Annotated in this window: 25 protein-coding genes; 12 read left to right on the forward strand and 13 right to left on the reverse strand. The window is 69.7% G+C overall.

Annotated features, from left to right (window positions below; translation table 11 throughout):
• Nucleotides 1-106: 106 nt before the first annotated feature.
• Together FHY06_RS06050 and FHY06_RS06055 are read left to right on the forward strand one after the other, a co-directional pair.
• On the forward strand, nucleotides 107-943 hold the full coding sequence (locus FHY06_RS06050) for a CmcJ/NvfI family oxidoreductase (protein WP_126182170.1): 837 nt from the start codon (nucleotides 107-109) through the stop codon (nucleotides 941-943).
• On the forward strand, nucleotides 940-1,548 hold the full coding sequence (locus FHY06_RS06055) for a 2-hydroxychromene-2-carboxylate isomerase (RefSeq protein ID WP_019652088.1): 609 nt from the start codon (nucleotides 940-942) through the stop codon (nucleotides 1,546-1,548). The genes FHY06_RS06050 and FHY06_RS06055 overlap by 4 nt, the downstream gene beginning before the upstream one ends.
• On the opposite strand, the gene FHY06_RS06060 is transcribed toward FHY06_RS06055, so the two are convergent.
• Nucleotides 1,537-2,451, reverse strand: coding sequence for a LysR substrate-binding domain-containing protein (locus tag FHY06_RS06060; RefSeq protein WP_184603859.1), 915 nt, complete (start codon nucleotides 2,449-2,451; stop codon nucleotides 1,537-1,539). The genes FHY06_RS06055 and FHY06_RS06060 overlap by 12 nt on opposite strands.
• Nucleotides 2,452-2,541: 90 nt before the next feature.
• Here FHY06_RS06060 and FHY06_RS06065 point away from each other — a divergent pair, with 90 nt between their 5' ends.
• Nucleotides 2,542-3,480: an aldo/keto reductase gene (locus FHY06_RS06065; RefSeq protein WP_184603861.1), complete on the forward strand. Its 939-nt coding sequence runs from the start codon at nucleotides 2,542-2,544 to the stop codon at nucleotides 3,478-3,480.
• On the opposite strand, the gene FHY06_RS06070 is transcribed toward FHY06_RS06065, so the two are convergent.
• From FHY06_RS06070 to FHY06_RS06100, 7 genes are all read right to left on the reverse strand, one after another.
• The gene (locus FHY06_RS06070; protein ID WP_145758700.1) at nucleotides 3,467-4,429 is read right to left on the reverse strand and encodes a Bug family tripartite tricarboxylate transporter substrate binding protein; all 963 of its coding nucleotides are present in this window, start codon (nucleotides 4,427-4,429) and stop codon (nucleotides 3,467-3,469) included. The genes FHY06_RS06065 and FHY06_RS06070 overlap by 14 nt on opposite strands.
• Before the next feature lie 14 nt (nucleotides 4,430-4,443).
• A complete protein-coding gene (locus tag FHY06_RS06075; protein ID WP_145758701.1) occupies nucleotides 4,444-5,577 on the reverse strand; it encodes a porin in 1,134 nt (377 codons plus the stop codon).
• A 129-nt stretch (nucleotides 5,578-5,706) separates the two neighbouring features.
• Nucleotides 5,707-7,416, reverse strand: a complete 1,710-nt coding sequence (gene ilvD / locus FHY06_RS06080) for a dihydroxy-acid dehydratase (protein WP_184603864.1) — start codon at nucleotides 7,414-7,416, stop codon at nucleotides 5,707-5,709.
• Complete coding sequence (locus FHY06_RS06085; RefSeq protein ID WP_132751367.1) at nucleotides 7,413-7,868, reverse strand: aconitase X swivel domain-containing protein; 456 nt, start codon at nucleotides 7,866-7,868, stop codon at nucleotides 7,413-7,415. The genes ilvD and FHY06_RS06085 overlap by 4 nt, the downstream gene beginning before the upstream one ends.
• 61 nt (nucleotides 7,869-7,929) lie before the next feature.
• A complete protein-coding gene (locus tag FHY06_RS06090) occupies nucleotides 7,930-9,225 on the reverse strand; it encodes an aconitase X (RefSeq protein WP_019652081.1) in 1,296 nt (431 codons plus the stop codon).
• 53 nt (nucleotides 9,226-9,278) lie between these two features.
• Nucleotides 9,279-10,124: an IclR family transcriptional regulator gene (locus tag FHY06_RS06095; protein WP_019652080.1), complete on the reverse strand. Its 846-nt coding sequence runs from the start codon at nucleotides 10,122-10,124 to the stop codon at nucleotides 9,279-9,281.
• Between the two features lie 93 nt (nucleotides 10,125-10,217).
• Nucleotides 10,218-11,678 (reverse strand): FAD-dependent oxidoreductase, encoded by a 1,461-nt coding sequence (locus FHY06_RS06100; protein WP_019652079.1) that lies wholly within the window; start codon nucleotides 11,676-11,678, stop codon nucleotides 10,218-10,220.
• 155 nt (nucleotides 11,679-11,833) lie between these two features.
• On the opposite strand from FHY06_RS06100, the gene FHY06_RS06105 reads away from it, so the two are divergent.
• Nucleotides 11,834-12,829, forward strand: a complete 996-nt coding sequence (locus FHY06_RS06105) for a Bug family tripartite tricarboxylate transporter substrate binding protein (RefSeq protein WP_019652078.1) — start codon at nucleotides 11,834-11,836, stop codon at nucleotides 12,827-12,829.
• Between the two features lie 5 nt (nucleotides 12,830-12,834).
• Nucleotides 12,835-13,851 carry a Bug family tripartite tricarboxylate transporter substrate binding protein gene (locus FHY06_RS06110; RefSeq protein ID WP_184603865.1) on the forward strand — a complete coding sequence of 339 codons (1,017 nt, stop codon included), beginning with the start codon at nucleotides 12,835-12,837 and terminating at the stop codon, nucleotides 13,849-13,851.
• A 39-nt stretch (nucleotides 13,852-13,890) separates the two neighbouring features.
• Here FHY06_RS06110 and FHY06_RS06115 read toward each other — a convergent pair whose 3' ends face one another.
• Nucleotides 13,891-14,736 (reverse strand): alpha/beta fold hydrolase, encoded by an 846-nt coding sequence (locus FHY06_RS06115; protein WP_019652076.1) that lies wholly within the window; start codon nucleotides 14,734-14,736, stop codon nucleotides 13,891-13,893.
• Nucleotides 14,727-15,287 carry a cytochrome b gene (locus FHY06_RS06120; protein WP_019652075.1) on the reverse strand — a complete coding sequence of 187 codons (561 nt, stop codon included), beginning with the start codon at nucleotides 15,285-15,287 and terminating at the stop codon, nucleotides 14,727-14,729. The genes FHY06_RS06115 and FHY06_RS06120 overlap by 10 nt, the downstream gene beginning before the upstream one ends.
• 147 nt (nucleotides 15,288-15,434) lie before the next feature.
• Here FHY06_RS06120 and FHY06_RS06125 point away from each other — a divergent pair, with 147 nt between their 5' ends.
• Entirely contained in the window at nucleotides 15,435-16,901 is a 1,467-nt protein-coding gene (locus FHY06_RS06125; RefSeq protein WP_184603867.1) for a glycosyltransferase family 2 protein, read from the forward strand.
• A 31-nt stretch (nucleotides 16,902-16,932) separates the two neighbouring features.
• Here the strand turns inward: FHY06_RS06125 and FHY06_RS06130 are convergent, their stop codons facing one another.
• A complete protein-coding gene (locus tag FHY06_RS06130) occupies nucleotides 16,933-17,760 on the reverse strand; it encodes a DODA-type extradiol aromatic ring-opening family dioxygenase (RefSeq protein ID WP_019652073.1) in 828 nt (275 codons plus the stop codon).
• Nucleotides 17,761-17,877: 117 nt separating this feature from the next.
• On the opposite strand from FHY06_RS06130, the gene FHY06_RS06135 reads away from it, so the two are divergent.
• Nucleotides 17,878-18,798: a LysR family transcriptional regulator gene (locus tag FHY06_RS06135; protein WP_038113894.1), complete on the forward strand. Its 921-nt coding sequence runs from the start codon at nucleotides 17,878-17,880 to the stop codon at nucleotides 18,796-18,798.
• Between the two features lie 82 nt (nucleotides 18,799-18,880).
• Nucleotides 18,881-20,737: an ABC transporter ATP-binding protein gene (locus FHY06_RS06140; RefSeq protein ID WP_184603869.1), complete on the forward strand. Its 1,857-nt coding sequence runs from the start codon at nucleotides 18,881-18,883 to the stop codon at nucleotides 20,735-20,737.
• A 109-nt stretch (nucleotides 20,738-20,846) separates the two neighbouring features.
• Here FHY06_RS06140 and FHY06_RS06145 read toward each other — a convergent pair whose 3' ends face one another.
• Complete coding sequence (locus FHY06_RS06145; protein ID WP_126182183.1) at nucleotides 20,847-21,275, reverse strand: VOC family protein; 429 nt, start codon at nucleotides 21,273-21,275, stop codon at nucleotides 20,847-20,849.
• A gap of 70 nt (nucleotides 21,276-21,345) precedes the next feature.
• On the opposite strand from FHY06_RS06145, the gene FHY06_RS06150 reads away from it, so the two are divergent.
• The 3 genes from FHY06_RS06150 (at nucleotide 21,346) to FHY06_RS06160 (ending at nucleotide 25,169) form a co-directional block, all read left to right on the forward strand.
• Nucleotides 21,346-21,951, forward strand: coding sequence for a TetR/AcrR family transcriptional regulator (locus tag FHY06_RS06150; protein WP_132798290.1), 606 nt, complete (start codon nucleotides 21,346-21,348; stop codon nucleotides 21,949-21,951).
• 384 nt (nucleotides 21,952-22,335) lie between these two features.
• Nucleotides 22,336-23,748, forward strand: a complete 1,413-nt coding sequence (locus tag FHY06_RS06155) for a DUF2868 domain-containing protein (RefSeq protein WP_184603871.1) — start codon at nucleotides 22,336-22,338, stop codon at nucleotides 23,746-23,748.
• Nucleotides 23,745-25,169, forward strand: coding sequence for a GTPase/DUF3482 domain-containing protein (locus FHY06_RS06160; RefSeq protein WP_184603873.1), 1,425 nt, complete (start codon nucleotides 23,745-23,747; stop codon nucleotides 25,167-25,169). The genes FHY06_RS06155 and FHY06_RS06160 overlap by 4 nt, the downstream gene beginning before the upstream one ends.
• On the opposite strand, the gene FHY06_RS06165 is transcribed toward FHY06_RS06160, so the two are convergent.
• A complete protein-coding gene (locus tag FHY06_RS06165; RefSeq protein WP_184603875.1) occupies nucleotides 25,170-26,156 on the reverse strand; it encodes a sialic acid TRAP transporter substrate-binding protein SiaP in 987 nt (328 codons plus the stop codon).
• A gap of 165 nt (nucleotides 26,157-26,321) precedes the next feature.
• Here FHY06_RS06165 and FHY06_RS06170 point away from each other — a divergent pair, with 165 nt between their 5' ends.
• Nucleotides 26,322-26,837, forward strand: a complete 516-nt coding sequence (locus tag FHY06_RS06170; protein ID WP_184603879.1) for an O-acetyl-ADP-ribose deacetylase — start codon at nucleotides 26,322-26,324, stop codon at nucleotides 26,835-26,837.
• Nucleotides 26,838-26,848: the final 11 nt, after the last annotated feature.

The raw sequence follows: 26,848 nt of genomic DNA on the forward strand, positions 1-26,848 counted from the left end.
TTACAGCCGACTTTCACATTCCCAATGCTCATGCGAAGGCGCCAAAAAGTCGTTTGAGCCCGAGGCGCCGCCTCGCTCCAATGGACCCATCCAAAGGAGCCATCGCATGACCACCCAGAGCACCGTCACCGCAGGCCTGAACTACCTCCAGCCTTCCGCCCTGCGCCCCTTCAGCTACACCTTCCAGCCGCCGCCAGACACGCCTTGGGAAAGCGGCAGCTACGAACTGCGCCCCATGCCGATCGCCGACGCGCGCACCGCCGCCACGCCGCCCGACATCGAGCGTGAGGGTTTCGTGCTGCGCGACGCGCCCACGGCAGTGCGCGACTTCCTCGACGACGCGGAGGTCACCGCCGTCTACCACCGCGAGGTGGCCGAGCTGGCGCTGGCCGTCACCGGCGGCGCACGCGCCTTCGTGTTCGACCACCTGGTGCGCCGGCGCGAGGCCGACCGCACCGCTTTAAGCTTCGGCCGCCGCGCGACCGACGGCCGGGCCGCCGCCAACGGGCGCATCCATAACGACTACACCGAGGAATCCGGCCGCCGCAGGCTCGCATTGGTGCTGACCGATCCCGAAGAGGCCGCGGCCGTGCGCCGCTACTGCATCGTCAATGTCTGGCGCTCGATCAAGGGGCCGGTGCTCGACACGCCGCTGGCCGTGTGCGACGCGCGCTCCGTGATGGCGAAGGACCTGGTCAGCGCCGAGGTGCGCTATCCGCGCCGCACCGGCGAGATCTACCTGGCGACGCATTCGCCCACGCACCGCTGGTCGTACTTCTCCGCGATGGACCGGCACGAGGCGCTGGTCTTCAAGCAGTACGACTCGCAGCTCGGCGGCGTCTCGCGCTACACCCCGCACGCTGCCTTCGACCATCCCGAAACGCCTGCCGACGCGCCGCTGCGCGAGAGCATCGAGGCCCGCTGCCTGGTGGTGTTCGAATGAGCGCCGCCATCGAGTTCTGGTTCGACTTCGGCAGCAACTACAGCTACCTGAGCACCATGCGCATCGAGGCCGAAGCCGCCGCGCACGGCATCGCCGTCCGCTGGCGGCCCTTCCTGCTGGGGCCGATCTTCCGCTCCTTCGGCTGGGAGTCGTCGCCCTTCGTGCTGCAGAAGGAAAAGGGCGACTACACCTGGAAGGACATGGCCCGCCAGTGCCGCAAGTACGGCCTGCCGTGGCAGCGGCCGAGCCACTTTCCGCGCCCTGCCGTGCTGCCGCTTCGCATCGCGCTGGTGGGTGCCTCGCAGCCGTGGATGGGCGAGTTCTGCCGCCGCACCATGTCGATGAACTTCGCCGAGGACCGCGACATCGATTCGCCCCAGGCCATGCACGAGCTGCTGGGCTCCCTTGGCCTGCCGGCGCACCGCGTCATCGAGGAGGCGCTGTCGGACGCCAACAAGCTGCGGCTGCGGCGGCAGACCGAGACGGCGGCCGAGAAAGGCATCTTCGGCGCGCCCACCTTCTTCGTGGACGACGAGATGTTCTGGGGCAACGACCGGCTCGACGAGGCGATCGCGTTCTGCAAGGCGCAGGCCTCAGCCGACTGACGACCTTCGCGCCTCGTCCACCAGCCATTCGGCGACGTGGCGCACGTCCTCGCGCGGCGACTCCTCGGCCTGGATCAGCCAGTAGGCGTGGCCCGAAGGCTGCGCCGGCGAGGGCGCCGCGATGCGCACCAGCCTGCTGTCGTCGAGCAGCGGCTGGATCAGCTCCAGCCGCCCCAGCGCCAGGCCCTGCCCGGCCAGTGCGGCCTGGATCAGCTGGTCGTACTGGTTGAAGTGCAGCACCGCCTGCGGCTTCGCGTCGGCCCAGCCCACCGACGCGAGCCAGTCCTTCCACTGCAGCCAGGGGTGCTGTGGATCGTCGAAGGCCAGAAGGCACTGGCCGGACAGCACACCGGGCCCATCGAGCGAGCGCAGCCCGAGCGAGGGATGCGCCACCGGTGCCACCGTCTCCCCGAAGAGCCGCACCGCGCCGGCCGGCGCCAGCGCGGGCGTGGTGTATCGGATGGCCAGGTCGATGCCGTCGTTGCGCAGGTCGGCCAGCCGGTTGTTGGAGGACACGCGCACGTCCACGCCCGGATGCAGCTTCTGCACCCTGCCCAGCCGCGGCAGCAGCCACAGCCCGGTCATGCCGATGCTCGCGCTCAGCGTCACGGGGCGCTGCTCGCCGGACCGGCTGATGCCGCCCATCACGTCCTGCAGTTGCTGCACCGCGCCGTCGGCGCTGCGAAAGAGCCGCTCGCCCTCGGGCGTGAACGAGATCGAGCGGTGCCCGCGCACCAGTAGCGCCACGCCGAGCAGAGATTCGAGCGCGTGGATCTGCTTGCTGACCGCCGACTGCGTGAGGCACAGGTCCTGCGCCGCGAGCGAGATGCTCATGCGCCGGCCCACCGCGACGAAACCCCGCACCAGGTCCAGAGAGGGCATGCGAAGCAGGGAGAGTGGCATTCCCATGGTGAATATGAGGCAGCGAAAAGGCGGATTGGAGCACAGGGTGGGGAATCGCGCCCGGCGCCGCGCCGCCGGATACTGGGCCGGATGCCACCCCGGAACGACTTTCCAGCCCTCACCCGCGCCGAGTTGCTGCGCCTGGGCATCGCGCTGTGCGCCAGCGCCGCGCTACCGGCCCTTGCCCAAACCCAGTCCAAGCCCACGATGAACACCCGCCCCATCCCCTCCACCAAGGAAGCGCTGCCCGTCATCGGCTGCGGCACCTGGATCGGCTTCGACCAGCGCCCAGGCAGCGAGGAATACGCGCGCCTGCCAGGCGTGCTCGATGCCCTTTTCGCGGCCGGCGGCACCCTGATCGACAGCTCGCCCATGTACGGCCGCTCCGAGGAAACCACCGGCGAGCTGCTGGCCGCGTCGAAGCAGCAGGCCAGGGCCTTCCTCGCCACCAAGGTCTGGACCTCGGGCCGCGAGGCCGGCATCGCGCAGATGGAGCAGTCGTTCTCGCGGCTGCGCACCCGGCGCATGGACCTGATGCAGGTGCACAACCTCGTGGACTGGCGCACGCACCTCGCCACGCTGCGCGGCTGGAAGGAACAGGGCCGCGTGCGCTACATCGGCATCACGCACTACACCGCCTCGGCCTACGGCGACGTCGAGGCCGTGCTGAAGGCGGAGAAGCTCGACTTCCTGCAGATCAACTACTCGCTGGACGCGCGCGAGGCCGAGCAGCGCCTGCTGCCGCTGGCCGCCGAGCGCGGCGTGGCGGTGATCGTCAACATGCCCTTCGGCGGCGGCGGACTGCTGCGCCGGCTGCGCGACAGGCCGCTGCCGCCCTGGGCCGCAGAGATCGGCTGCACCAGCTGGGCGCAGGTGCTGCTGAAGTTCGTGCTGAGCCACCCGGCCGTGACCTGCACGATTCCGGGCACCAGCCGCGGCGAGCACATGGCGGACAACGCGGCGGCCGGCACAGGCAGCTTTCCCGATGCGGACTTCTGGCGCCGCGAGGCCGCCGCTATTCGAACTTGACGTTGTGCTCGCGCACGGTGGCGCCGAAGGCGTCGTACTGCGTGCGGAAGAACTCGTTGAACTTCGCGGGGCTCATGCCGTAGCCCTCGAAGCCCTGCTGCACCAGTTGCGCGTGCACCTCGGGGCGCTTGAGCGTGTTCTGCAGTTCCTGCGAGAGCCGGTCGGTGATCGCCTGAGGCAGCCCCGGCGGGCCGAAGAAGCCGGCCCACGGCGTGATGGTGAGCTTGCCCAGGCCCAGCTCGCCGCCGGTGGGCACGTCGGGCAACAGGGCGCTGCGCTGCGGCAGCAGCGTCACCAGCGCGCGGATGCGCCCTTCCTTGACGAAGCCCGGCGCCAGCGTGCCGGTGGTGAACATCATCTGGATCTGCCCGCCGAGCAGGTCGGTCATGGCCTGCATGTCGCCCTTGTAGCGCGCGTTGACCACCTTGCGGTCGCCCAGCAGCTGCAGCATCGCGAGCTCCGAGGCGCTGTTGCTCGACGCCGAATTGAGCGCCCCCGGCTTCGACGCCACGAGCGCGAGCAGCTCGTTCACGCTCTTGACCGGCAGGCTCGCCGGCACCACCAGGAACATCGAGAACTGCCCGGCCGAGCTGATCGGCGTGAAGGCCTTGAAGGGGTCGTAGGGCGGCGTCGGCCGCAGCGTGGGCGCGGCCACCATCGCGGTGTTGGTGCCCATCAGCAGCGTGTAGCCGTCGGGCCTGGCCGACGAGGTGGCCTGCGCGGCGAGCACGCCGTCGGCGCCGGGGCGGTTCTCCACGATCACCTGCTGGCCGAGCTGCTTGGCCAGCCCCTCCGCGATGATGCGCGTGAGCACGTCGGCGCCGCCGCCGGCCGCGAAGCCCACGATCAGCTTGAGCGGCTTGTTGGGGAACGCATCGGCGCTCCATGCCGCCGCACCGGGCAGTGCCGCGGCCGCGAGGGCCGCCAGGGTCAGGGTTCTGCGTCGCATGAGATGCCTCCGTTTCAGAACAGATGGCGCACGCCGAATTCCCAGCCGGTCGAGCGATGCCCGGCCGCCGGCGCCACGCCGCCGCTGACCACGTAGCGCCCCTGTCCGCTGTTCATCAGCCGCGCATAGGTGCCGTAGAGCGCGGTGCGCTTCGACAGGTTGTGCACGTAGCCGATGCCGAACTGCCGCGCGTCGTCGCGGTTGCGCGGCATGCCGTTGGCGTTGCGCAGGTTCTCGTCGCTGCGGTCGTCGAGGTAGGCGTAGCTGATGCGGATGCGCCCGACCTCGAAGGCCGGGATGTGCGCGCCGATCTCGGCCGTGTTCTTGCGCACCGTGCCGGCCGCCAGCTTCACCGTCACCTTGTTGTAGAGCGCGAAGAACTTGGCGAAGCCCGCGTCCCACGAGCCGCCGATGTTGGCGTGCGTGTAGTTGCCGACGGTGGCGGTGGCGTTGAACTTCGAGCGGGTGACGGCCGCCGCCACATCGAAGGCGCCCGATGCGAAACCGAAGCGTGCGCCGGCGAAGTTGCCGTCGTGGCGGTTCGCCAGGGTCGAGTCGTTCTCGCCGGTGCCCACCATTGCCATGCCGTAGAAGCCGCCGATGTTGGGCGGCAGCCAGTAGCTCACGGTGTTGCTGCCGGTGATGGTGGTGGGCAGCGGCCCCGTGCCCACGGACGCGAAGGTCAGGTTGCCCGCGCGCGCCACGCCGTTGGCGTTGAAGGGGTCGAAGTAGATGCTGTTGTAGTGCGTGGGAATGAAGTCGTGGCCCAGCCGCAGCTCGCCCAGCGTGTCGGACGAAAGGCTCACGAAGGACATGCGGTCGAAGGTGATCGGGCCCGCCGTGCCCGCGCCGCTCGCCTGGTTGTTGGAATTGCTCGGGCGGCCGGTGCCGGTGTCGGGATTCAGGCTGCCTTCGAGCCAGAAGCCCGCGCGCAGACCGCCGCCGAGGTCCTCGGTGCCGCGAAAGCCGAGTCGGCTGGTGGAGAGACCGCCGTTCGACAACGCCTTCACCGAGCCGCCGCCCGGGCCCGCGCCGTTCGTGTACTGGATGCCGAGGTCCATCACGCCGAACACGGTGACGCTGGATTGCGCCTGTGCCACGCCGGTGCCGGCCAGCCCCAGCGCCGACCACATCAAGATTCTCTTCATGGTTTGCTTGTCTCCTGCTTCTTTTCTTGGGTTGAAAACTCTGTCGAACGAACGAAGGCGCGCAGGGCTGCGCCACCGGGTGCGCTCGGGTGTGCGCACCGGTTGGCGAAAGCCGGGGTTGGAAGAGGTCTAGCCTGGTGGCGCGGTGCGCTCGATGCGCTCGGTACGCACGAGCACGGCGCCCTTCGACAGCGGCCCCACGTTGCGCCGGTACTGCTGCAGCCAGCCGGTGTCGTTCACCGGCGGCGGCGACTGCCAGCCGTCGCGTCGCGCCTGGAGTTCTGCGTCGCTCAGGTCGATGTCGAGGCGGCGTGCGTCGAGGTCGATGGTGATGAGGTCACCGTCTCGCACCAGCCCGAGCGGCCCGCCGAGCGCGGCTTCGGGCGACACCTCGGCCACCACGAGGCCCTTGCAGACCAGGCCCGACAGGTGGCCGTCGGTCAGCAGCGCGACCTGGTCGCCGAGCCCCGCGCCGTCGACCGCGAAGACCACGCGCGACGCGCCGCCGCCCATCGCCGGACCGCCGCAGGCACCGGCACCGCGCATCACGATCACCTGGCCGGGCACGATCTCGCCCTTCTTCAGCGCGGCGATGGCTGCGTCCGAGGTCCAGAAGCACACGGCCGGGCCGGTGAAGCGGCGCACCTTGCGCTCGGCGATGCCGGTCTTGATGAGGCCCGACTCCGGCGCGAGGTTGCCGCGCAGCAGCACGATGGCAGGCAGCGGCGCCACGGGCCGGCCGATGGGGCGGATCACTTCGGCATTGGCCACCTCGGCATCGCGCAGGTTGTCGGCGAGCGTGCCGCCGGTGACGGTGCGCACGCCGGTGTCGAGCAGCGGCTCCAGCTGCTTCATCAGCGCGCGGCAGCCGCCGGCCGCCTCGAAGGCTTCGATGGAATCGCTTCCGATGGGACGCACGCCGGCCAGCACCGGCGTCTCGGGGCCCAGGCGCTCGAACATGCCGTAGACGTCGACGCCGGTCTCGCCCTCGGTCGCCACCGCCTGCAGGTGCTTGGCGGTGTTGAGCGAGCCGCCGATCGACAGCACCGCGCGCACCGCATTGGCGAAGGCGCCGGGCGTGAGGATGTCGCGCGGCTTCAGGTCATCCCACACCATCTGCACGATGCGAGTGCCGGCCGCGCGCACGTCGGCCATCATCTTCGGGCTCAGTGCCGCCACCGGCGCGCTGCCGGGCAACGCCATGCCGAGGGCCTCGCAGACAATGTGCATCGAGTTGGCAGTGCCCAGGCCGGAGCACACGCCGGGGCCGCGGATGGCCTCGCGGCTCATGCCCACGAGTTCCTCCACCGGCAGGTTGCCCGTGACCGCATGCATCGCGCCGATGAACACTTCCTCGATGTCCATGTGGTGGCCCTTGTACTCGCCGCTGGGCTGATAGCCGCAGGGCACGAGCAGCGTCGGGATGTTCAGCCGCGCGGCGGCCATCAGCTGACCCGGAACGGTCTTGTCGCAGGAGGTGAGGCAGACCATCCCGTCGAGCTGCGCGCCTTCGACGGCCACCTCGATGTCGTTGGTGACGAGGTCGCGCGCCGCCAGCATGTAGGCGCCGCGCGCTCCCGCGCCGGTGATGAAGTCGCTGGGCGCGGCCGTGCGGATCTCGAAAGGCACGCCGCCCGCCGCGCGGATGGCTTCCTTGATCTCCGCCGCCACGCGGTCGAGGTGGCTGAAGCAGGCGGCCAGCTCCGAGGAGCTGTTGACGATGGCGATCTTGGGCTTCTCGCAGTCCTCCTCGGGAATGCCGAGCGCGCGCCAGTGCGCGTTGCGCACCGACCAGAGGTAGGAGCCGCGCGGGAAGTTGCTGCGCAGTGGGCGGGTCATTCGGCACCTTCCTGTTTCTTCTTCGTGATCTCTACCACGCCGCGGTCGGCGTCCACGCGCACCCAGTCGCCGGTCTCGATGCATTCGAGCGGGTCGCGCTCGAAGTCGGTCATCGCGGGCGAGTGCGTGACCACGGCGCCCAGCGCCATCTTGGTCGTCATCTCGTTGAACAGGAACGCGGCCGGCGCCGAGTTCATGAGCCGCGTCATGTGGAACATGGCCGACCAGCCCGAGGAGCCCTTGGCCCCCGGGAACACCAGCACCTTGCCCGCGAAGCTCTGCCCGCGCAGCTCGTGCCGCGTCTCGACGACGGTGCCGGTGCGCGGATCGATGCCGCCCCAGCCCGAGATGCGGTCGCGCGTGACCAGCGCCTCGCCTTCCGCAACGCCGCCCACCACCTTGCGGCCGCGGATGACGAGGATCTGTTGTTCGGTGATGACTGCGGCGTTCATTGCAATACCTCCGTGCTTCGCACTGCGGTGCGAGCTTGCTTGGGGCGGCCCGGCGCGTCGCTCATGCATAGCCTCCGTTCCAGCGCCCGGTGCAGGCCGCGTCGATGCATTCGGCGGTGCTGCCGAACCAGGCCTGCACGCCCAGGATGGCGGGCAGGTAGTGCGCCTGCTTGGCGGAATCGAGCGCGACGGTCTTCGTGCCCTTGGGCACGGCGCGGCTCATGGCGGAACAGCTGTCGCCCATGATGATGCCGCCCGCGTCCTCGATGATCTTCGTGTAGCCGTTGCGATCGGCCAGCGCCTTGATGGCGCGCGGCGTGAAGATCCACAGCTCGCAGTCGGGGTGCACCTTGCGCCCTTCGATGAGCTGCGCGGCCTCCCAGATCTGCTCGATCGTGTAGTGCGGGCAGCCCAGCATCACGTATTGAACCTCGGCGTCCCTGGCCGTGATGTTGATCTTCTCGTAGGTGGCGCGGCGCTCGGCCTCTCCGTAGCGCAGCACCTCCACGGGCGCCCTTGCGCCGAGCGCCTGCTCGAGCGTGAGCGCCTCGGGCGTGACGCCCGCGATGTGATACATCTCCACGCCGCCCGAGGACGAGGCCGCCGCGCCGAAGTGCTTGAGCCTCGGCAGGTTCGGCACCCGCGAGATGCCGCGCCGGCTGTGCACCACCGGCACGCGCTCCTGCACGTGCTCGCCGATGTAGTAGCCGAGCAGGCCCCAGTCCTGCACCGATTCGACCTCGATGTCGAGCTCGACCACGTGCGTGGCATGGCGGTTCTGGTCGAGGTGGTAGCCCCAGTAAGGGATGCGGCCGGTGAGCATGGCAGCGCCGGTGCTCTCGCGGCCTTCGGTGTTGGTGCGCGCGCCCAGCACCGAATTGCAGTACACGACCGCCGACGACTCCATCCATGCGCAGTGCTCGCCGCGCGTCGGAATGTTGCCGACCTGGTAGGGCGTGCAGGTGTTCATGATCTGAGCGCCGAGGCCGGCGGCATGGCGCTCGCTCTTCTCGTAGAAGCGCACGATCTCCTCGCTCACGCCCATGCGCTCGGGCTGGCCGGGGTCGAAGCCCAGCTGCAGGTGGCTGGTGAAGACCTTGAACTTCGGGATCTCGACGGTCTCCTGGCTGTCGAGGCTGAATTCGGAGAACACCGCGTCCATGCCGCCGCCCTTGGCGAGCGCGAAATCGCGCTGGAAGGGCGTGGTCGATGTGATGGTGGCGCACACGTTGCGCGTCTCGACCAGCCGCTCGGCGCCCAATGCTTCGCCGTAGCGCACCAGCAGGTCCATCGCCTTCTGCACGGCCGGGCCGTCGCGGCCGTCGTACATGGCTTTTTCTTCATCGCTCAGGTGCATGACCTGTGTCTCCGTTCTTCTGTCGTCATGGGGAATGAACCCCGGCCGGGCTGCTAGCCCGGCGAGGGCGTGGGTACGTGGCCGCCGATGTCGCGCGCGATGCTCAGCGCGATGTCGTGCAGGCGCGGCGCGAGTTCGTTGCGCAGCCGGTCTTCCGTGAACACGAAGGCGGCGCCGCCGCCGTTGAGCGCCATCACCTCGCCGTCGGGCCCGATGAGCGGCACCGACACCGAGTTGATCTCGCGGTGGAATTCGCCGAGCGACAGGCAGTAGCCCAACCGCTTCGACTCGCCGATGGCGCGGTTCATGCTGGGCGCGATGCTGTCCCATTCGGGGCCGCGCAGGAGGCGCATCGAATCGACGAGCTGGTTGCGCTGCGCCTCGGGCAGTGCCGAGAGGTACGCGCGGCCGAGCGCCGAGTTGGCAAGGGGTGCGCGCGAGCCGACGTCGAGCCGCGCCGAGAGCATCGACGAGCGCGGGCGGCAGGCTTCGATCAGCACCATCTCCATGCCGTCGCGCACGGCCAGGTAGACCGAGGCGCCGACCTCCTCCGCCATCGCCTGCATGCTGGGCCGTGCGGCGGCGCGCACGTCGAGGCTGCCGAGGAACACGCGCGACAGCGACACCACGCCCGGGCCGAGCATGAAGCGGTCGGGCGCCTGCGCCGGCTTGAGCATGCCCAGCGAGAGCAGCGTGGCGACCAGCCGGTTGACGGTGGCGCGCGGAATGCCGGTCATGCGCGCCACATCGGCGTGCCCGAGCACGGGCCGGTCTTCGCTGAAGCAGCGCAGCACCGAGATGCCGCGCTCCAGCGCGCTCACGGTGTCGGAGCGCTCGCCGCGCGCGTCGGCCTGCTGTTCGGCCTGGGGGAAAGAGGTGTCGTTCTTTTCGGTGGACATGGAGGAACCCTTCGCAAGACTCTCAGGATCGGGACTCCCGAATGTAGAGGCTCGCGGACGGAGGGTTGCCGGGTTCATGGCCGCGCAGTGCCATCAGGCGCCGGCCTCGGCCGTGGCGGGCGAAGCCGCCGCGCCCTGGCCCTGGCCTGCACCGGCGCGCAGGTACACGCCCTGCTCCAGCAGCGCGGACTGCAGCGCGCCCACGTCGACGAAGCGGGGGGCGATGCCGCCTCGCGAAGCGATCGCCGCGGCTACGCCGGCCGCCTGGCCAGTGATCCAGCACTGCGGGATCTCGCGCATGAAGCCGTGCGAGTTGCGGTCGCAGGAGATGTGGCGCCCGCAGGCCAGCAGGCCGTCGAGCTGCTTCGGCACCAGTGCGCCGTAGGGGATGGAGATGTTCGGGAACTTGGGCGAGACGGCAGGCGACACGCCGATCTCGTCGGCCAGCGGCACGCCGTCGGGCCACTGGCTGCGCAGCACCGAGCCCACGCCGACGAGTCGCCGTGCATGGCGCACGCCGATCTGCGGCGCGCTCAGCATCAAATAGGCGTTCTCGAAACCCGGCGCATGGGCGCGGAAGTAGTCGAGGTGCGCGGCCATGGCGCGGTGCGAGCGCACCTCCACGGCGGTGAGGTCGTCCACGTCGAGCGCGGAGTAGCCCGACTGGCGCGGCCCCATGAAGAGCGCCACGTCATTGCGCCACGAGACGAAGGGCCGCTCGAACAGGCCGCACTGCTCGCGGCCGCCCGCCATGAAGGCGGTGAAGGCCTCGGGCTGGCCGGCCTTGAACTCGATCCAGCGATTCATGTCCACGCCGCCGAAGAGCCAGGAGGTGTTCATGCAGTGATGCACGTCGGCCTCCTCGATGTCGTTCACGTACTCGGCGCCGGCGCGGGCGAACAGGTCGCCGTCGCCGGTGGCGTCGACCACCACGTCGGCCATGATGGCCATGCGGCCTTCCTTGCTCTCGAACACCACGCCCTTCACCGCGCCGTCCTGCACGATGGGAATGGCGGCCCACGAGTGATAGATGAGCTTGACCTTGCGCTCCAGCACGATCTCCTGCGAGAGCAGCTTCAGCCGCTCGGGGTCGATGGTGGGCGACCAGGTGACGACGCCGTGGTAGGCGGCGGTGCGCTGCGACCAGTGCGCGGCCTTGGCCGTGTCCTGCGAGCCCCAGTCCTCGCGCGCCGGGCCGGCGATGGCCTCGGCCGGCAGGCGGTCGAACAGCTCTTCGGCGAAGCCGCGGATCACCAGCTTGCCCTCCCAGTCGGTCATGCGGTCGATCCAGATGACCAGGCCGCCGGTCGACAGGCCGCCCAGGTGGTTGTAGCGCTCCAGCAGCGCCACGTCGGCGCCCGCGCGGGCGGCGGCGGCCGCGGCGGCGGTGCCCGAGGGGCCGCCGCCCACCACCAGCACGCCGCAGCGGTGATAGACCGGAATGCTCTTGCCGGGCTCGGCCCAGCTGCCGTGGTCAGGCCGCTTGACGCGGCTGTCGCGGTCGAAGATGTCGGAGGTCAGGATGCGCTCGTCGGTGCGGACGACAGTTTTCATGAATGCGTTCTCGGCTTGGCTTGTTTCGTCGTATTTTGATTTCACTTTCCATTTTGTCAAACTCAAAAGCCGATTATTCGGGGTATTCCCTAGTAAATATGGCTTTTTATGGATTTGAAGATCAATATTGAAAAAGCATTCCAACGGAGACATCGATGAAGAAACCTCACGGCACCCGCCGTGCCTTCGGCTCGGCCATCGGCGCCGCAGTGCTTCTGGGCCTCGCCCCCCTGGCCATGGCGCAGGACTTTCCGGCGCGCGGCAAGCCCATCCGCATCGTCGTGGGCTTCACCCCCGGCGGCGGCACCGACGCGCAGGCGCGCATCGTTGCGCAGAAGCTCGGCGAGGTGCTGGGCACCAGCGTGATCGTCGACAACAAGCCCGGCGCCAGCACCATGCTGGCGGCCAACGAGGTGTCGCGCGCCCAGCCCGACGGCTACACGCTGCTGTACGCGCCCTCCTCCACCATGGCGCAGAACCCGCACACCTTCGCGCAGGTGCCCTACGACCCGTTCAAGGACTTCACTGCCATCTCGATGGGCGGGCGCGGGCCGCTGGTGCTGTCGCTGAGCACCAGCGTGCCGGTGAACAACGTGAAGGAGCTGGTGGCCTATGTGAAGTCGCACCCCGGCAAGGTGAGCTACGCCTCGTTCGGCGCGGGCACCTCCTCGCACATCTACGGCGAGGCCTTCGTGAAGAAGACCGGCATCGACGCGGTGCACATTCCGTACAAGGGCGGCTCCGACGCGGCGAAGGACCTGATCGGCGGGCGCGTGCAGTACATGTTCGACTCGGCCTCCTCGGCCATCATCACCGCCTCCACCGGCAAGGTGAAGATCCTCGCGGTGGCCGCCGGCTCGCGCATTGCGGCGCTGCCCGACGTGCCCACCTTCGCCGAACAGGGCTACGCCGGGCTCGACCTGCCGAGCTGGCTGGGCTTCTACGGCCCGGCGCGCATGCCGGCGCCAGTGGTGGAAAAGCTCAACGCGGCGCTCGCCAAGGTGCTGGCGATGCCGCAGGTGCAGGAGTTCTATCGAAGCGGCGGCTACGAGGCTGGCGCCACCACGCCGGCCGAGTTCGCGAGCATCACGCGCTCGACCTACGACAGCTGGGGCGCGATGGTGCAGCAGGTCGGATTGGTCAAACAATGAGCGACATGACGGCTTCTTCCTCCTTCTCCTCTTCGCTGCAGCGCCGGCGCTTCGCGGCCTGGCTCGCGCTCGGCGCCGCAAGCTCCCTGCTGCCGGCCCGCGCCGCCGCGCCCTTCCCGGAAAAGGGCCGCACCGTCCGCATCGTGCTGGGCCTGGCGGCCGGCGGCGCCTCGGACGCGCAGGCGCGCTTCGTCGCGAACAAGCTCGGCGAGGTGCTGCAGACGCCGGTGATCGTGGAGAACCGGCCGGGCGCGAGCTTCATCCTTGCGACCGAGGAGGTGATCCGCTCCGCGCCCGACGGCTACACCTTCATGTACGCGCCCTCCTCCGTGGTGGCGCAGAACCCGCAGACGCTGGCGCAGGTGCGCTACGACCCCTTCAAGGACCTCACGCCGATCTCGCTCGGCGCCCGCGGCCCGCTGGTGCTGACCGTGCACACGAGCGTGCCGGCGCGCACGGTGCAGGAGCTGGTGGCGTACATCAAGGCCAACCCGGGAAAGATGAGCTACGCCTCCTTCGGCACCGGCACCTCCTCGCACATCTACGGCGAGGCCTTCGCGCGGCAGGCCGGGCTGGACGTGGTGCACGTGCCGTACAAGGGCGGCGCCGACGCGGCCAAGGACTTCCTCGCGGGCCGCGTGCAGTACTACTTCGACGCCGCGCCCAACGCCATCCAGAACACCGCCACCGGCAAGGTGCGCATGCTGGCGGTGGCCGCGCCCAAGCGCAGCCCGATGCTGCCCGACGTGCCGACCATGGGCGAACAGGGCGTGAGCGGCGTCGACATGCCGAGCTGGCTGGGCTTCTACGGGCCGGCGCGCATGCCGGCGCCGGTGGTGGAGAAGCTCAACGCCGCGCTGGCGCAGGTGCTGGCGATGCCGGCCACGCGCGACTTCTTCCGCCAGGGCGCATACGAAGCCGAATCGTCGAGCCCGAAGCAGCTGGCCGACCTGACGCGCTCGACCTACGACCAGTGGGGCGACATCATCCGCAAGCTGGGGCTGGTGAAGCAGCAGCAATAGCAGCTTCAATGGCAGCCGCCATCGCGGCCGCAGCGAGGCTCAGCGAAAGAACTCCACGAGCCGCGCGTTGACCTCGTCGGCGCGCTCGTATTGCGCCCAGTGCCCGGCGCCGTCGATCACCACGCCTTCGCGCCCCGGGCCTTCGGCAGCGAGTTGCGCCACCAGCGGGCGCGGATCGGCCGTGACGTCGAACTCGCCCCACAGCAGCAGCGTCGGCACACCCATCGTTGCCAGCGCCTGCTGCAGCCCGCCCGACTGAGACACCTCCTTGCTGCGGAAGCGCGTGCCGTGGCAGGAGACGTCGTGGATGGCGAAGGCCAGCTCGTCGATGGCGGCGGCGTCGTGCAGCATCAGCGCCCCCAGGTTGTGCAGCAGTGCCGCGCGCTCGGCCTCGCGGTCGGGGGCGGCGCGCCAGTTGATCATCTGCGCCGTCATGCGCCGCAGCGTGCCGTGGCCGCCGCTGCCGATCAGCGCGAGGCGGCGGACCGCACCGCGTCCGGCACCGAAGCGCGCCGCCGTGAGCCCCCCGAAGGAGAAGCCGCCGAGGTCGATGACGGTGCCCGCGCCGACGAGCTGGTCGAGCGTGCCGCCGAGCGCGGCGAGCAGCGGCCGCAGCGGGTCTTCGCCGGGTGCCGCGCGCGGCGGTGCGTCCGATTCGTTGAAGCCGGGCATGTCGGGCAGCCACAGCGTGCGGCCGGCCGAGAGCGCCTCGGCATTGAGCAGCCAGTGCATCCAGCTGCCGTGGCCGCCGTGCAGCAGCACCAGCGGCGGGCGGCTGGCGTCCGAGCCGAAGCGGCGCCAGCGCACGCGCACGCCCTCGTGCACCGCGTCGTGATGGGTCGAGAGCGCGTCGATGCGCGCGATGAGGTCGGCGTTCAAGGCCACATCCTCTGCAGTTCGCGTTCGCCGTCGAGGAACTGGTGCTTCAGCGCGGCCAGCACGTGCAGGCCGACGAGCACGTACAGCACGTAGCCGGCCCATTCGTGCACACCGCCCAGCACGGTGTGCCAGGTCTCCTTCACCGTCGGCTCGATCGCCATGATCCAGCCGATGCGCGGCCATTCGAACAGGCCGAAGAGCTGCATCGGGTGCGTGGCGGCGTCCTTCCAGGCCGAGTCGTGCATCCAGCCCGACAGCGGCAGCAGGATCATCAGCACGTACAGCGCACCGTGCGCCAGGTGGGCCGCGAAGCGCTCGAAGGCGCCGTAGGAGCCCGGCATGGCCGGCGGCTTGTGCGTGGCGCGCCAGAGGATCCGCATGATGACCAGGCCCAGCACCGTGATGCCTATGGACTTGTGGGTGTCGACGGCCGGGCGCACCCACTCGTCGGGATAGCGGTCGACCAGCAGGATCAGTGCGATGTTGATGATCATGAGGACCGCGATCAGCCAGTGCAGCGCGATCGCGGTTCGGGTGTAGCGGGTTTGTGCGAGCATGCGGGGAATTTTCGGGCGGGTGCCGACTCAGTCGGAAGCGCGTGCGATTGTCCGGGCATTCCTCGGGCTTTTCGAAACCGCAGGCCGAGTATTTGCGTATCACGAACCTCCGACCGACCGATCGACAGCCGCCCTGGCCCACTTTCCTTGAACGATCCTCTACAAAGCGCCTTCGTGGCCGCGTCGCCGCGCCTGTCTCCCCCCGCCACGCCGCTGCGCAGCTGGCTCATCCACGGGGGCGTGCTCGTGCTGTGGGTGCTGCTCTTCGCCATGGCGTTCAAGGCCGTCGACGTCGGGGCGTGGTCGGTGGGCGTGGCCTACGTGCTGTACGACACGGTGCTGCTGCTGTTCGTCGCGTGGATGACGCTGCCGATCCTGCGGCCGCGGCCGGCGCCTTCGCCCGCGGCAGCCGCGCGGCGCGACTCCCTGGGCGTGATCGTCGCCTCGCACAACGAGGCCGCCGTGCTGCCGGTGACGCTGGCCGCCCTGCTCGCCCAGACCGACCTGCCCGACCGCATCGTGATCGCGGACGACGGCTCGAGCGACGGCACGGCCGAGCTGCTCACCACGCGCTACGGCCTCGTCGCTCCCGGACTCGGCGAGCTGAGCGCTCCCAGCTCTCTGCATCCGTCGCTGCGCTGGCTGCGGCTGCCGCACGGCGGCAAGGCGGTGGCGCTGAACGCGGCCATCCTGTGCGTCGACACCGACATCGTGCTCACGGTCGACGGCGACACCCTGCTCGACAGCCGCGCCATCGGCGCCGTGCGCCGTGCGTTCTCGCAGGAGCCGGAGCTCGTCGCCGCCACCGGCGTCATCACGCCCGTGTGCAGCCGCACTCTGGCCGGCCGCTGCTTCCAGTGGTTCCAGACCTACGAGTACATCCGCAACTTCCTCTCGCGCTACGCATGGATGCGCGTCAACGGCCTGCTGCTGATCTCCGGCGCCTTCGCGGGCTTTCGCACCGAGGCCGTGCGCGCGGTGGGCGGCTTCGACACCGACTGCCTGGTCGAGGACTACGAACTCATCCACCGCCTGCACCGCCACGCCCAGGCCCATGGCCTGCCATGGACGGTGCGCGTGCTCGGCGACGCGCAGGCGCACACCGACGCGCCGAGCAGCACCGGCGCCTTCCTGCGCCAGCGCCGCCGCTGGTTCGGCGGCTTCCTGCAGACGCAGTTCTGGTACCGCGCCATGGTGGGCGACCGGCGCTACGGCTGGCTCGGCGTGGCGATGCTGCCGGTGAAGGCCGTCGACACGCTGCAGCCGCTCTACGGCCTGGCCGCGTTCGGCCTGCTGCTGGTGTACCTGGTGCGCGGCAACCTCGGCGTGCTGGCGCCCGTGGCCGGCGTGATCGGCGCGAAGATCGTGCTCGACCTCGTCTTCCACCTGTGGTCGGTGCACCTGTACCGCCGCTGGCTGGGCGCCGCCGGCGAGGCCGCCAAGGTCGGATTCGCGCAGGCCTTCGCGGCCGCGCTGGTCGAGCCCTTCACCTTCCAGATCCTGCGGCACACGGGTGCGGCGTGGGGCTGGTGGACGTTCCTGACGGGGCGCGGCACCTGGGGCCGGCAGACGCGGGTGGGGCTGGTCGACGCCGACGGGGCTCGGCGCGGCTGAGCGCCCGTCCCCTTGTCTCTTATTTCTGGCGTCAGGCCCCGAACCGGAAGCTCGACACCACCAGCCCGCCCATGAAGGCGTCCTCGTGATAGACGCGCTCGCCGGCTTCGCCCTCGGCCGCGCCCACGGCCACCATCAGCGGAATCAGGTGCTCCTCGCGCGGATGCGCCATGCGCGCCGCGGGAGCTGAATCCCACTGCAGCAGCTGCGCGCTGCGCTCGCCGGGGGAGCTCTTTACCACGGCAGCGTCGAGCCAGTCGTCGAAGGCCTTCGACACGCCGTGCGCCTGCGGACCGAAGTTGCGCAGGTTGTGGTAGCTCAGCCCGCTGCCGACGATCAGCACGTTCTCGTCGCGCAGCGGTGCGATCGCGCGGCCCAGCGCGAGGTGCTCGGCGGGGTCGAGGCCGCGGCGCAGCGACAGCTGCACCACCGGCACATCGGCCTTGGGATAGATGGCCGCCATCGGCGAGAACATGCCGTGGTCGTAGCCGCGCTGGGGGTCGATCTGCGCCGGCAGGCCGGCGGCGGCGATGAGCGACTGCACGCGCTGCGCCAGCTCGGGCGAGCCGGGCGAGTCGTAGTGCACCTCGTAGGTGTGCGGGGGAAAGCCCCCGTAGTCGTAGATCATCGGCGGCTTCGCGCTGCCCTGCACGGTGAAGACGGGTGCCTCCCAGTGCGCCGAGACCATGAGGATGGCGGCGGGCGTGCGGCCGATCTGGCGCGGCATGTCGGCCAGCGAGGCCTCGAGCTGGTCGTAGGTCGGGCCCATTTCCTTCTTCATCCAGGGCCAGGGGCCGCCGCCGTGGGAGATGAAGTAGGTGGGCAGGCGGGGCGAAGCGGAAGTGTTGTCGTGGGTCAAGTCGATGCTCCTCGATGAAAGCGTTGGATCGACTGTAGACATTTCCTTGGAGGAAATCGACAGGCTACGATGCATCGGATCAGTTCCTGCCAGGAAATCTTCGACAAGGATGCGCACATGGACCGGATGACCAGCCTGCGGGTGTTCCGCGAAGTCGTGGAGGCGGGCAGCTTCGTGGCGGCGGCCGAACGGCTGGGCATGTCGCCGCCGATGGCGAGCAAGCACGTGGCGCAGCTGGAGAAGTCGCTGGGCGCGCGGCTGCTGCACCGCTCCAGCCGGCACCTGAGCCTGACCGAGGCCGGCACCGCCTGGTACGAGCAGAGCCGCCGCGCGCTCGACCTGCTCGACGAGGCCGAGGCCGCCATCGGCCAGACCAGCGACGTGCCGCGCGGCCTGCTCAAGGTGAGCGCGCCCGTGTGGTGCGCCACGCCGCGCTTTGCCCGGGTGCTGGCCGACTACCGCGAGAAATACCCCGAAGTGCTGGTCGACATGCACCTGGAGAACCGCAAGGTCGACCTCGCGGCCGACGGCTACGACCTCGCATTGCGCGCCACGCAGGAGCCCTCGCCCGCGCTGATCGCGCGCCCGCTGTGCCAGGTGCCCTTCTTCCTCGCCGGCACCCCCTCCTATCTCGAGCGCATGGGCGGCGTGCCCGCCGTGCCGGCCGACCTCGCGAAGCTCGGCGCCATCGTGCCCAGCTACGTCAACCTGGACAACCTCGCGCTCAGGGGCCCGGGCGGGCGGATGTTTCCGCTGCGGCTGGCGCCGGCCATGCGCTCGGACGACACCACGCTCACGCTGCACGCGGTGCGCGCGGACATGGGCATCGCCTACATGCCCACCTGGCTGATCGACGAGGACATCGCGCAGGGCCGGCTGCTGAGGCTGCTGCCGGACTTCGAGGCCACGCCGGTGACGCTCTTCGCGGTCTACACCAGCCGGCAGTACATGGCGCCCAAGCTGCGCACCTTCATCGACTTCCTGGGCGAGCGGCTGGGCCCGCCGGCGGCCGCCCAGGGAGGCCGCGCGGCCCGCTGAACGCTTGCTGAAGAACGCACCTTTTCGGGGCAAGGTCATGCATGCGCGGCTAAAGTCCTGAGCTCTCCGGGAGACTGCGCCCTTGTTCCGATTCTTCGAAAAACTCCTCCACCCCTACCCTGCCGCCGAGCCCGCGATGCCGCCGCAGGGCTTCTTCGCCTTCCTCTGGGCCTGCACGCACGGCGTGCGCGGCAAGATCGCGGTGATGGCGGTGCTCACCGCCGCGATGTCGATCTTCGAGGCGGCACTGTTCGCCATCCTCGGGCGCATCGTCGACTGGCTCGCGGGCCAGGAGCCCTCGCGCCTGTGGCAGGACCGCGGCGGCACGCTCATGTGGCTGGCCGCCTTCCTCGTCATCAGCATCGTGGTGGTGGCGCTGCAGACCATCGTGAAGCACCAGACGCTCGCGGTGAACCTGCCGATGCGCCTGCGCTGGAACTTCCATCGGCTGATGCTGGGCCAGAGCATGGCCTTCTACCAGGACGAGTTCGCCGGCCGCATCACGGCCAAGGTGATGCAGACCGCGCTGGCGGTGCGCGACACCATCTTCGTGCTGGCCGACGTGCTGGTGGCCATGGGCGTGTACGTGGCCACGATGATCATCCTGGTCGGCCTGCTCGACACGCAGCTGGTCTGGCCCTTCCTGATCTGGCTGGTGCTGTACGTCTGCTCGCTCGTGTACTTCGTGCCGCGCCTGGGCAAGGTCGGCAAGGAGCAGGCCGACGCGCGTGCGCTCATGACCGGCCGCGTGACCGACGCCTACACCAACATCGCCACCGTCAAGCTGTTCTCGCACACCCAGCGGGAGGCCGGCTTCGCGCGCGACGCGATGCGCGAGTTCATGAAGACCGGCTACGGCCAGATGCGACTGGTGAGCGCCTTCGAGATCGTGAACCACACGCTGAGCATGGGGCTCACGGCCGGCATGGCGGGCGTGGCGCTGTGGCTGTGGTCGCACGGCTCGGTCGGCGTGGGCGCGGTGGCGGCGGCCACGGCGATGGCGCTGCGGCTGCAGGGCATGTCGCACTGGATCATGTGGGAGATGACCAGCCTGTTCGAGAACATCGGCACGGTGCAGGACGGCATGAAGACGCTCTCGCGCCCGCGCGCCGTGCTCGACGCGCCCGACGCCAGGGTGCTGGAGGTGCCGCGCGGCGAGGTGCGCTTCGAGCACGCGAGCTTCCGCTACGGCGACGCGGGCCGCCGCGTGATCGACGACCTGACGCTGACGGTCAGGCCCGGCGAGAAGATCGGCCTGGTCGGCCGTTCGGGCGCAGGCAAGTCGACGCTGGTGAACCTGCTGCTGCGCTTCCACGACCTGGAGAGCGGCCGCATCCTGATCGACGGCCAGGACATCGCGCACGTCACGCAGGACTCGCTGCGCAGCCACATCGGCATGGTCACGCAGGACACGTCGCTCATGCACCGCTCGGTGGCCGACAACGTGGCCTACGGCCGGCCCGATGCGACGAAGGAGCAGATCGAGGCCGCGGCCAGGCGTGCGGAGGCGCACGACTTCATCCAGACCCTGGGCGACGCGACCGGCCGGCGCGGCTACGAGGCGCACGTGGGCGAGCGCGGCGTGAAGCTGTCGGGCGGCCAGCGCCAGCGCGTGGCCATCGCGCGCGTGATGCTGAAGGACGCGCCGATCCTGCTGCTCGACGAAGCCACCAGCGCGCTCGACTCGGAGGTGGAGGCCGCCATCCAGCAGAGCCTCTACACGCTGATGGAAGGCAAGACCGTGATCGCGATCGCGCACCGGCTCTCGACCATCGCAGCGATGGACCGCCTCATCGTGCTCGACGAAGGCCGCGTGGTGGAAGAAGGCGATCACCGCACGCTGATGGCGCAAGGCGGTCTCTATGCGCGGCTGTGGGCCCACCAGAGCGGTGGCTTCCTGGGCGACAGCCTCGAAGAGGACGAGGCGCTGCGCGCCTGAGGAGCCTTCTCCGCGAAACACCGTGGAACCGGCTTTGCCGGGCCGCAGGTGTTGCCCCCGGAAGGGGGTTGGCATAGCGACACGAAGTGCGCGAAGCCTGGGGGAGAACCTAGCCCGGCAAGGCACCGGCCTCGTATTGGGCGACGAACTCCCCGCTCGGCGGGATCGGCTTGATGATGTCGATCAGCACCCCGTTCGGATCACGCGTGATGAAGTGGCGCTGGCCGAAGGCCTCGTCGCGCAGCGGCAGCAGGATCGGCAGGCCGGCGGCCTTCAGCCGGTCGTGCACCGCGTCGGGGTCGTCCACCTCGAAGTTCAGCAGCGTGCCGCCCGCCACCTGGCCGCGCGCGGCTGCGGGAATGGTCTCGTGGCGGCCGTCGAGCACGGCGAGGTTCACCGAGGGCTCGTCCGCCATCTGCAGATGCACGTACCAGTCGCTCGTGAAGAGCGGCGTGAAGCCGAAGTGCGTCTTGTAGAAATCCGCGGTCGCCGCGACGTCGGCGGTCATGAGAACGGGGTAGTAGCTCGTCACTTTCACGGTGGACCCTTTCATTTAACATACAGACTGCATGTAAATTGAATATAACTTACAGACAGGCTGCATGTAAATGAGCAAGACCACATCGGCGACCGTCAGGACCAACCGCGAGCGCACGGAAACCACCCGCCTCGCCCTGCTGGACGCGGCGCGCGCCCTGTTCGTCGGCAAGGGCTACGCCGACACCTCCACGCCCGAGATCGCGGTGGCCGCGGGCATTACGCGCGGAGCGCTGTACCACCACTTCGAGGACAAGCGCGACCTGTTCCGCCAGGTGCTGCAGCGCGAAAGCCAGGCCGTGGCGGCCGACATCGAGGCGGCCGCGCCCGAGCAGCTCTCGCCGCGCGAGGCGCTGCTCGAAGGCAGCAAGGCCTATCTGAACGCGATGACGGCGCCGGGCCGGACGCGGCTGCTGCTGATCGACGGGCCCGCCGTGCTCGGCATGGAGGAAATCATGGCGCTGGACGACACCACCTCGGCCGCGTCGCTGCGCCAGGGCCTGGAGCGCGCCGGCGTGGGCAGGGACGAGGCCTCACTCGACGCGCTCACCCCACTGCTCTCGGCCGCCTTCGACCGCGCCGCGCTGGCCATCGACGCAGGCGCGGACGCCGAGGAAACCCGCACCGCGATGCTGTGGCTGCTGGAGCGCGCGCTCGGGCCCGCTCGTCAACCCTGACGGCTCGCTCCGGCTCGGCGCTTCACACCCGCCTACACCACCCGCCGCCCCCTGCCGACAGTGGCGCCGCGATACCGGCGCGATGCTGAAACCATCGTCAACACTGAGGAGTAATCGCGTGAATTCCATCATCTACATCGTCGGTCTGGTCGTGGTGGTCGTTGCCGTTCTTTCGTTCTTCGGCCTGCGCTGATCCACGAGCCCTGCTCATCCCTTCAAACGGGGCCGTTCGCGGCCCCGTTCTTCGTCGTGCCCTCGCGGGAACCCGCCGAAACCCGCCGGGCATAATTTGCGCGGCCCCGCCCCGCTCGACCACCGTGTCGCGCCCGTTGCGCAGGGCCTCATCGACTCATCCGGATACAGATCGGCTTCAAAGGGACCCTGTTGACCAACACCGCGCTGCGCGACCCCGCCTTTACCGACGCGGTGATCACCGAGGCCATCCGATGGACCGAGCAGAGCGGGCCGCTCGACGATGCACAGGCGCTGCGCACCGCGGCCTCCCGCACGACCGATCCGCACCGCCAGGTCACCGAGCGCGCGCTGCTGCTCGGAGAACGCATCGGCCTGCAGCCTGAACTCGCGCGTGCGCGGCAGTGGGCGCCATGGGTGCTGATCGGTCTTTCGGCGCTGATCGTCATCGCCGGCCTCGGGCTCGCGGGCAACGTGGTCGGCGGGGGCGAGCGCCACATCAACGTGATCGTCGCGCTCGCAAGCCTGCTCGGCCTGCATGCGCTGACGCTCGTGCTGTGGCTCGCAGGGCTGTGGTTGCCGTTGGGCTCCTTCAGCACCGCCTCGCTGGGCTGGATCTGGCTGTCTCTCACCGCACGCGTGGCCGGCGGCAAGCGCGGGCAGGCGCCGGTTCTGGTGCGCGCGGCCACCGGGCTGCTCTCGCGCGCGAAGCTGCTGCCCTGGGCCTTCGGGCTCGTGAGCCACGGAATCTGGTCGCTGTCTTTCGCGGTGGTGCTGGCCGCGATGCTTTTCGCGCTCGCGTTCCGCAGCTACACGCTGAGCTGGGAGACGACGATCCTGGAGCCGGAATTCTTCGTGCATGCGGTGCAGGCGCTCGGCTGGGCTCCGGCGAAGCTGGGTTTTCCGGTGCCCGATGCCGCGACCGTGATGGCCTCCCCCGGCTCCCCTGGCTCGGTGAATGCGGCCGGGCAGCGCACCTGGGCGCAGTGGCTCACCGGCTGCATCCTGGTCTACGGCTTTCTGCCCCGGCTGGTGCTGACCCTTTTGAGCGGCGCCATCCTGCACAGCCGCCGCAAGGCGCTGCAGCCCGACTGGCGCGAGCCCTACTACCGCAAGCTGCTGGCCCGCTTCGCCGCGATGGCGCCGGCAGCCATCGTCGATGCCGACCCGGGCCGCCTGCGCGCCGCCACGCCATCGGGCCTGCCGGCCTCGGAACTGCACGACGCCCTCTTCGTCCTCGGCTTCGAGCTGCCGCCCGACATGCCCTGGCCGCCGGCCGCGCTGCCCGCGGCCATTGCAGCGCAGGCGCAGCGCATCGACGGCAGCGCCCCCGCGCGGCGCGCCGTGCTCGACCAACTGGCCCGAATCCATCCGCGCACCGTGCTGATGGTCTGCCACGCAGCCTCGAGCCCCGACCGCGGCACCGAGCGCTTCCTTCGCGAGCTGCTGGCGCACTGCGGCGAATGCCGCCTGTGGCTGGCCGACTCGCCCGGGGCCGACGCCACGCAGCGCTGGCTCGACTGGCTGCGCGACACCGGCCTGGATCGCGTCGCCGCCAGCGAACGCCTCGAAGCCGCCCTGCCCGAAAGCGCCATCGCCCCATGACGCAACAGCCCATCCGCATCGCCGTCGTCGGCCACACCAACGCGGGCAAGACCTCGCTGCTGCGCACGCTCACGCGCCGCGTCGACTTCGGCGAGGTGTCGCAGCGCCCGGGTACCACGCGCCATGTGGAGTCGGTCGATCTCGACGTGGATGGCGAAACCGCCGTGCGCTTCTTCGACACACCGGGCCTGGAAGACGCCGTCGCGCTGCGCGAGCACCTGGCCGCCGGTTTCGACGCGCAGGCCACGCCGCCGGAGCGCATCCGCCAGTTCCTGCGCGGGCCCGAGGCGCACGGCGTGTTCGAGCAGGAGGCGAAGGTTCTGCGCACCATGCTCGACATCGACGCCGCCTTCCTGGTCATCGACGTGCGCGAGCCGGTGCTGCCCAAGTTCCGCGACGAGATCGAGCTGCTCAACTCCTGCGCGCGACCTGTGCTGCCGGTGCTCAACTTCGTGCGCGACGCCGCCAGCCGCGAGCCGGCGTGGAAGGAACTGCTCTCGGCCTACGGCCTGCACGTGCAGGTGCGCTTCGACGCGGCGGCCCCCTTCGTGGGCGCCGAGCGCGACCTGTACGGCGACCTCTCCACGCTGCTGCGCGATCGCCGCGAGCTGCTGCGCGGCGTGGTCGATTCGCTGGCTGCCGAAGCCGCACGTCGGCGCGAATCGGCGTGCTCGCGCATCGCCAGCCTGCTGGTCGATGCAGCGGCGGTGCGGCGCACGGTACCGTCCACCGAGTTCGCCGACGACGCGCGCCGCAAGTCCCTCGTTGCCGCGCTGCAGAAGGAGGTGTTCGACAAGGCCCAGCGCTGCACCGACGACCTGCTCGCGCTCTACGGCTTTCGCCAGGGCGATGCCGACGAGGCGCCGCTTCCGATCATCGAAGGCCGCTGGACGCTGGACTTCTTCAGCCCCGAGGCGATGAAGGATGCCGGCCTGCGCCTAGGCAAGGGTGCCGTCATCGGCGCGGCGGTGGGCGTGGTGGCCGACCTCGCGGTGGCCGGCATCTCGCTCGGGGCTGGCGCGGCGCTCGGCGGCGCCATCGGCGGCGCGGTGTCGCAGGGCCTGGGGCCGCTCGGGCGCAAGCTGGCCAACAAGCTGCGCGACGTGCACGAGCTCACCGTGGAAGACGGCGTGCTCTTCACGCTGGCCGCGTGGCAGCTGAAGCTGACCCAGGCCCTGGAACTGCGCGGGCACGCAGCCACGCAGCGCATCACCGCCGAATCGCCCGAGGACGGCGATGCGCCCACGCGCGCGGCCGCCGCCGCGGTGCGCGCCGCGCAGCCGGCGCGCAACCATCCCGAATGGGAAGCCGCCGGTATCACCTCCCGCAGCTTCTGGCGTCCTTCGCCGCAGCGCGAGGCCCTGGTGGCGCAGCTGTCGACGGCGCTGCAGCGCGCCTTCGAAGCCGCGCCCCAGCCCTAGTCAGTTCACCAGCGCCTGCAGCCGCGCATAGTCGCCCGGCCGCGCGCCCAGCTGCTCGGGCGTGGAACGCCTGACGACGCGCTCTTGGAACAGCTGCCGGTTGGCCGGCGACACGGTCATGCCCTTGTCGCGCAGGAACTTCTCGTCTTCCAGCTCGCCGGCGATCACGCCGACGTTGGTCCACTTCGCGGTGTCCGCCAGCACCTTCTCGACCATCGCCTGCTGCTGCGGAGTCAGCCTGCCCCACGCCGCCTTGCCGATGACGATGCCCAGCGTGTCGTAGACGTGCGAAGTCAGCAGCACGTACTTCTGCACTTCGTAGAGCTTCTTCGACTTGACGATGTCCAGCGGGTTTTCCTGCGCCTCGACCTCGTTCTTCTTGAGCGAGCCATACAGGCTCATGAAGGGCAGCGTCACCGGCTTGGCGTCGACCGCGGTGGCGAAGAGCTGATAGGCCGCGGCAGTGGGAACGTACAGGCGCAGGTCGCGGAAGTCTTCGGGCCTGGCCAGCGGCTTTGCCGATGTGACCTGGCGCGCGCCGTAGTAGACGGAGGCGACCATGCGGTTGCCGCTCCTCTCGTTGTAGCCCTTCATGAGCTCGGCCAGCAGCGGGCTCGCCAGGTACTTGCGCATGTGGTCGAGGTCCTTGAAGGCGAAGGGATAGCTCGCCAGGCTCAGCGGCGGATAGCCCTCGGCCAGCGTGGCCTGGCCGACGTAGGCGATCTGCATCGAGTCGTTGGCCAGCATGAGCGGATAGTCGCCCTCCTGCCCCAGCCTGGAGGAAGGCACCACCTCGATCTTGATCTTGCCTTCGGACTGTTCGGCGATCTTGCGCGCCGCCAGCTCGGCCTGCTGGTGGAAGATGCTCGTGGGCTCGTAGACGTGGCCCCACTTGAACTGCAGCGCCTGCGCATGGGCAGCCACTGCGCCCGCGAACGCCATGCAAAGAAAAACACCGGCGCGGCGCCACGGCAACAAGCTTTTCATCGACTCTCCCTCGGGTTGAAAACAGCCCGGCCCCATGCAAGATCGACGCCATGGTGGCGGGCGCTGCCGGGCAGCATGTCCGGCGCGGCGATCGTAAGTATTTGAAACCTTATTCGTAACCGGGTTTGCCCGACTGCGGCCCACGCGCCTACGATGCCTCTGCACATGACCGATACGACCAAGCTGCGCGCCATCCGCGCCGACATCACGACCCTGCGGGTGGACGCCATCGTCAACGCCGCCAACTCCTCGCTGCTCGGCGGCGGCGGCGTGGATGGAGCGATCCATCGCGCGGCCGGGCCCGAACTGGTGCACGAATGCCGGCTGCTGGGCGGCTGCAAGACGGGCGATGCGAAGCTCACCAAGGGCTACCGGCTGCCCGCCCGCTTCATCATCCACACCGTCGGACCCGTATGGCGCGGCGGCGGGTCGGGCGAGCCGGAGCTGCTGGCCTCGTGCTACCGACATTCGATGGCGCTCGCGGCGGCACAGGGCGTTCGCAGCATCGCGTTTCCGGGCATCAGCACCGGCATCTATGGCTACCCGGTGGAGCCGGCGGCAAGGCTGGCGGTGAGCACGGTGCGGGAAGCCCTGGCGGATGCCGCATCGCCGGTGGAAGAAGTGGTCTTCTGCTGCTTCTCCGCCGCAGACCTTGCCATCTACGAAGCGGTGCTGGCCTGATCCGGCATCGG

It is taken from the genome of Variovorax atrisoli (assembly GCF_014195185.1).
GTDB classification, from domain to species: Bacteria; Pseudomonadota; Gammaproteobacteria; order Burkholderiales; family Burkholderiaceae_C; genus Variovorax; species Variovorax atrisoli.

What these genes read in the sequence shown, in the direction of transcription:
- FHY06_RS06065 (WP_184603861.1), top strand. Translation starts at nt 2,542, where the DNA reads ATGCCACCCCGGAACGACTTTCCAGCCCTCACCCGCGCCGAGTTGCTG.
- FHY06_RS06090 (WP_019652081.1), bottom strand. Translation starts at nt 9,225, where the DNA reads ATGCACCTGAGCGATGAAGAAAAAGCCATGTACGACGGCCGCGACGGC.
- FHY06_RS06060 (WP_184603859.1), bottom strand. Translation starts at nt 2,451, where the DNA reads ATGCCACTCTCCCTGCTTCGCATGCCCTCTCTGGACCTGGTGCGGGGT.
- FHY06_RS06095 (WP_019652080.1), bottom strand. Translation starts at nt 10,124, where the DNA reads ATGTCCACCGAAAAGAACGACACCTCTTTCCCCCAGGCCGAACAGCAG.
- FHY06_RS06135 (WP_038113894.1), top strand. Translation starts at nt 17,878, where the DNA reads ATGGACCGGATGACCAGCCTGCGGGTGTTCCGCGAAGTCGTGGAGGCG.
- FHY06_RS06120 (WP_019652075.1), bottom strand. Translation starts at nt 15,287, where the DNA reads ATGCTCGCACAAACCCGCTACACCCGAACCGCGATCGCGCTGCACTGG.
- FHY06_RS06105 (WP_019652078.1), top strand. Translation starts at nt 11,834, where the DNA reads ATGAAGAAACCTCACGGCACCCGCCGTGCCTTCGGCTCGGCCATCGGC.
- ilvD (WP_184603864.1), bottom strand. Translation starts at nt 7,416, where the DNA reads ATGACCCGCCCACTGCGCAGCAACTTCCCGCGCGGCTCCTACCTCTGG.
- FHY06_RS06160 (WP_184603873.1), top strand. Translation starts at nt 23,745, where the DNA reads ATGACGCAACAGCCCATCCGCATCGCCGTCGTCGGCCACACCAACGCG.
- FHY06_RS06170 (WP_184603879.1), top strand. Translation starts at nt 26,322, where the DNA reads ATGACCGATACGACCAAGCTGCGCGCCATCCGCGCCGACATCACGACC.
- FHY06_RS06100 (WP_019652079.1), bottom strand. Translation starts at nt 11,678, where the DNA reads ATGAAAACTGTCGTCCGCACCGACGAGCGCATCCTGACCTCCGACATC.
- FHY06_RS06150 (WP_132798290.1), top strand. Translation starts at nt 21,346, where the DNA reads ATGAGCAAGACCACATCGGCGACCGTCAGGACCAACCGCGAGCGCACG.
- FHY06_RS06050 (WP_126182170.1), top strand. Translation starts at nt 107, where the DNA reads ATGACCACCCAGAGCACCGTCACCGCAGGCCTGAACTACCTCCAGCCT.
- FHY06_RS06165 (WP_184603875.1), bottom strand. Translation starts at nt 26,156, where the DNA reads ATGAAAAGCTTGTTGCCGTGGCGCCGCGCCGGTGTTTTTCTTTGCATG.
- FHY06_RS06110 (WP_184603865.1), top strand. Translation starts at nt 12,835, where the DNA reads ATGACGGCTTCTTCCTCCTTCTCCTCTTCGCTGCAGCGCCGGCGCTTC.
- FHY06_RS06075 (WP_145758701.1), bottom strand. Translation starts at nt 5,577, where the DNA reads ATGAAGAGAATCTTGATGTGGTCGGCGCTGGGGCTGGCCGGCACCGGC.
- FHY06_RS06085 (WP_132751367.1), bottom strand. Translation starts at nt 7,868, where the DNA reads ATGAACGCCGCAGTCATCACCGAACAACAGATCCTCGTCATCCGCGGC.
- FHY06_RS06070 (WP_145758700.1), bottom strand. Translation starts at nt 4,429, where the DNA reads ATGCGACGCAGAACCCTGACCCTGGCGGCCCTCGCGGCCGCGGCACTG.
- FHY06_RS06055 (WP_019652088.1), top strand. Translation starts at nt 940, where the DNA reads ATGAGCGCCGCCATCGAGTTCTGGTTCGACTTCGGCAGCAACTACAGC.